The organism is Mycoplasma sp. HS2188 (assembly GCF_025209835.1).
Classification (GTDB): Bacteria; Bacillota_I; Bacilli_A; order Mycoplasmatales; family Metamycoplasmataceae; genus Mycoplasmopsis.
Genome location: NZ_JAOAOI010000018.1, coordinates 1 through 4,781, shown reverse-complemented (window position 1 = coordinate 4,781; position 4,781 = coordinate 1). Strand labels below are relative to the sequence as shown.

Sequence of the window (4,781 nt, the reverse complement as noted above, 5' to 3'; positions counted from 1 at the left end):
AATCGTTCTTTGAAAACTAGATATATAAACATGACGAAGTCAATTTTTTCGAGAGTTTGATCCTGGCTCAGGATGAACGCTGGCTGTGTGCCTAATACATGCAAGTCGAGCGAAGTACTTTTGTACTTAGCGGCGAATGGGTGAGTAACACGTACTCAACGTACCCTTCAGTTTGGAATAGCAGTTGGAAACAACTGATAATACCAAATACTTATTTTGGTCGCATGACCGAAATATAAAAGGTGCCTTAAAGCATCGCTGGAGGAGCGGGGTGCGCAACATTAGCTAGTTGGTGAGGTAACGGCCCACCAAGGCGATGATGTTTAGCGGGGTTGAGAGACTGAACCGCCACACTGGGACTGAGATACGGCCCAGACTCCTACGGGAGGCAGCAGTAGGGAATATTCCACAATGGACGAAAGTCTGATGGAGCGACACAGCGTGCAGGATGAAGGCCTCATGGGTTGTAAACTGCTGTGGTAAGGGAATAAAAAACAGTGTAGGAAATGCCACTGTATTGAATGTACCTTATTAGAAAGCAACGGCTAACTATGTGCCAGCAGCCGCGGTAATACATAGGTTGCAAGCGTTATCCGGAATTATTGGGCGTAAAGCGTCTGTAGGTTGTTTATTAAGTCTGGCGTTAAATTTTGGGGCTCAACCCCAAACCGCGTTGGATACTGGTAAACTAGAGTTATGTAGAGGTTAGCGGAATTCCTTGTGAAGCGGTGAAATGCGTAGATATAAGGAAGAACACCAACATGGCGAAGGCAGCTAACTGGACATACACTGACACTGAGAGACGAAAGCGTGGGGAGCAAACAGGATTAGATACCCTGGTAGTCCACGCCCTAAACGATGATCATTAGCTGATGGGGAACTCATCGGCGCAGCTAACGCATTAAATGATCCGCCTGAGTAGTACGTTCGCAAGAATAAAACTTAAAGGAATTGACGGGGACCCGCACAAGCGGTGGAGCATGTGGTTTAATTTGAAGATACGCGTAGAACCTTACCCACTCTTGACATCTTCCGCAAAGCTATAGAGATATAGTGGAGGTTAACGGAATGACAGATGGTGCATGGTTGTCGTCAGCTCGTGTCGTGAGATGTTCGGTTAAGTCCTGCAACGAGCGCAACCCCTGTTCTTAGTTACTAACATTTAGTTGAGCACTCTAAGAAGACTGCCCGAGTAATCGGGAGGAAGGTGGGGATGACGTCAAATCATCATGCCTCTTACGAGTGGGGCAACACACGTGCTACAATGGCCGGTACAAAGTGAAGCAACCTGGTGACAGTGAGCAAACCACAAAAAACCGGTCTCAGTTCGGATTGGAGTCTGCAACTCGACTCCATGAAGTCGGAATCGCTAGTAATCGTAGATCAGCTACGCTACGGTGAATACGTTCTCGGGTCTTGTACACACCGCCCGTCAAACCATGGGAGCTGGTAATGCCCGAAGTCGGTTTATTAACAAACTGCCTAAGGCAGGACTGGTGACTGGGGTTAAGTCGTAACAAGGTATCCCTACGAGAACGTGGGGATGGATTACCTCCTTTCTACGGAGTACAAAATCGATTTAATATCGATACACTAACCTTAATTCAGACCTACTTTATATTTATAAAACTTGTCATGGCTTATTAGGTCGTAAGCAATATATCTAGTTTTGAGAGGACGACTCTCAATTCGTTCTTTGAAAACTGAATAGTAATTATTTTAAAATATTACAACGACATCAAACAATAAATTAATTTGGTTAATTTGTTTTGATTCATCGAGTAGTTATATTAATATAACTCATTGAAATGTCTTAAAATACACATCATAACAACAATAGGAAATCTTAATTTTATAAATTAAGGACATACTTTTAAATAAGTAAGAGTTTGTGGTGGATGCCTTGGGTCTGGAAGTCGATGAAGGACGTGATTACCTGCGATAAGCCTCGTGGAGCTGGATATGAGCTACGAAACGGGGATTTCCGAATGGGGGAACCTAACTAGGGTAATGCCTAGTTGCCTTCTTCTGAATACATAGGAAGTCGAGCGAGACACCATGTGAACTGAAACATCTTAGTAGCATGAGGAAAAGAAAATAAAAAATGATTTCTTCAGTAGCGGCGAGCGAACGAGAAAGAGCCCAAACCATTTTATAATGGGGTTGTAGGACAGTCTACACAGAGTTACAAAATTAAATGATAGCAGAAGCATTTGGGAAGATGCGCCATAGAAGGTGATAGCCCTGTAAGCGAAATTATTTAATCTCTTGACTGTATCCTGAGTAGGGCGGGGCACGTGAAACCCTGTCTGAATCTGCCGGGACCATCCGGTAAGGCTAAATACTAACCAGACACCGATAGTGAACAAGTACCGTGAGGGAAAGGTGAAAAGAACCCCGGGAGGGGAGTGAAATAGATTCTGAAACCACTTACTTACAATTAGTCAGAGCCCATTTAAGGGTGATGGCGTACATCTTGCAGTATGGACCGGCGAGTTATGTTATCGTGCAAGGTTAAGCAGAAAAAAGCGGAGCCGTAGAGAAATCGAGTCTTAATAGGGCGCTTTAGTACGATGGCATACACCCGAAACCAGGTGATCTATTCATGAGCAGGCTGAAGCTTGGGTAACACCAAGTGGAGGGCCGAACCGTAGTACGCTGAAAAGTGCCCGGATGACTTGTGAATAGCGGAGAAATTCCAATCGAACTTGGAGATAGCTGGTTCTCCTCGAAATAGCTTTAGGGCTAGCGTGTGGTGTTAAATGATGGTGGTAAAGCACTGAATGTGGAATGGCCGCGCCTAGCGGTACTGACTATAATCAAACTCTGAATACCATCATGTATTGCCATGCAGTCGGAACCGGGGTGCTAACGTCCCGGCTCGCGAGGGAAACAACCCAGATCGTCGGCTAAGGTCCCAAATTCGTGTTAAGTGAGAAAGGTTGTGGGGTTTCATAAACAACTAGGAAGTTGGCTCAGAAGCAGCCATCTTTTAAAGAGTGCGTAATAGCTCACTAGTCAAGAGACCCTGCGCCAATAATTTAACGGGACTAAAACACGAAACCGAAGCCACGGGTACATTTATGTACGTTAGAGGAGCGTTCTTAGGGCGGTGAAGCTAGACCGTGAGGACTAGTGGAGCGCTAAGAAGTGAGAATGCCGGTATGAGTAACGATTCGCAGTAAGAATCTGCGACGCCTATTGGGGAAGGTTTCCTGGGCAAGGTTCGTCCACCCAGGGTAAGTCAGGACCTAAGGCGAGGCCGACAGGCGTAGTCGATGGACAACAGGTTAATATTCCTGTACTTTCTGTAATAGTGATGGAGTGACGGAGAAGGATAAACTTACCTCTTACTGGATTGAGGGGCAAATAGTAACTGGGAATTGTAGGCAAATCCGCAATTCATTAACCGGGAGCTATGACGCATAGACTTTAGTTGAATTAGTTGATTTCATGCTTCCAAGAAAAGCTTCTAAACTTTAATATTACGGAAACCTGTACCGAGAACGGACACACGTCCCCAAGATGAGTATTCTAAGGCGAGCGAGAAAACTAGTGTTAAGGAACTCTGCAAAATGACCCCGTAAGTTCGCAAGAAGGGGTGCTCACGAAAGTGAGCCACAGAAAATTATGAGGGGCAACTGTTTATCAAAAACACAGCTCTCTGCTAAACCGCAAGGTGATGTATAGGGGGTGAAGCCTGCCCAGTGCCCGAAGGTTAAGTGGATGCGTTAGCTTATGCGAAGCGTTGAAATGAAGCCCGGGTGAACGGCGGCCGTAACTATAACGGTCCTAAGGTAGCGAAATTCCTTGTCGGCTAAATACTGACCTGCACGAAAGGCGCAATGATCTCTCAACTGTCTCAACACTAGACTCGGTGAAATTATGGTCCCAGTGAAAACGCTGGGTACCCGCATCAAGACGAAAAGACCCCATGGAGCTTTACTACAACTTCGTATTGAAATTTGGTCTAACATGTGTAGGATAGGTGGGAGACGCTGAAGCTAGGACGCTAGTTCTAGTGGAGTCAACCTTGAAATACCACCCTTGTTATGTTGAGTTTCTAACTTGCCATCATAATCAGGTGGGAGGACAGTGCGTGGCGGGTAGTTTGACTGGGGCGGTCGCCTCCTAAAGAGTAACGGAGGCGTTCAAAGGTACACTCAATACGGTCAGAAACCGTATGCAGAGCGCAAAGGTAGAAGTGTGCTTGACTGTGAGACTTACAAGTCGAGCAGGTGCGAAAGCAGGACTTAGTGATCCGGCTGTACGTCATGGAACGGCAGTCGCTCAACGGATAAAAGTTACCCTGGGGATAACAGGCTTATCTTGCCCAAGAGATCACATCGACGGCAAGGTTTGGCACCTCGATGTCGGCTCATCGCATCCTGGAGCTGGAGTCGGTTCCAAGGGTTGGGCTGTTCGCCCATTAAAGCGGTACGCGAGCTGGGTTCAGAACGTCGTGAGACAGTTCGGTCCCTATCTGATGTGGGCGTTGGAATATTGATGAGAGCCGTTTTTAGTACGAGAGGACCGAAACGGACGTACCACTGGTGTTCCAGTTGTTCCGCCAGGAGCATAGCTGGGTAGCTAAGTACGGAAAGGATAACCGCTGAAAGCATCTAAGTGGGAAGCCTCCTCAGAGATTAGTATTCCCTTGAGATTCCTTATAGACTATGAGGTTGATAGGTTGGATGTGTAAGCATAGCGATATGTTGAGCTGACCAATACTAATAAATCGATAGGTTTAAAAGTAATGTGTATTTTATACATTTCAATGA

At 46.0% G+C, this 4,781-nt stretch carries 2 rRNA genes; both read left to right on the top strand.

From position 1 onward, the window contains the following. Positions 1-44 precede the first annotated feature (44 nt). Positions 45-1,559 (top strand): 16S ribosomal RNA (locus N1F73_RS03460). Between the two features lie 312 nt (positions 1,560-1,871). Beyond that, positions 1,872-4,755: ribosomal RNA gene (locus N1F73_RS03455) — 23S ribosomal RNA — on the top strand. Together the 16S and 23S rRNA genes form the textbook arrangement of a ribosomal RNA operon. The last annotated feature ends 26 nt before the right edge of the window (positions 4,756-4,781 follow it).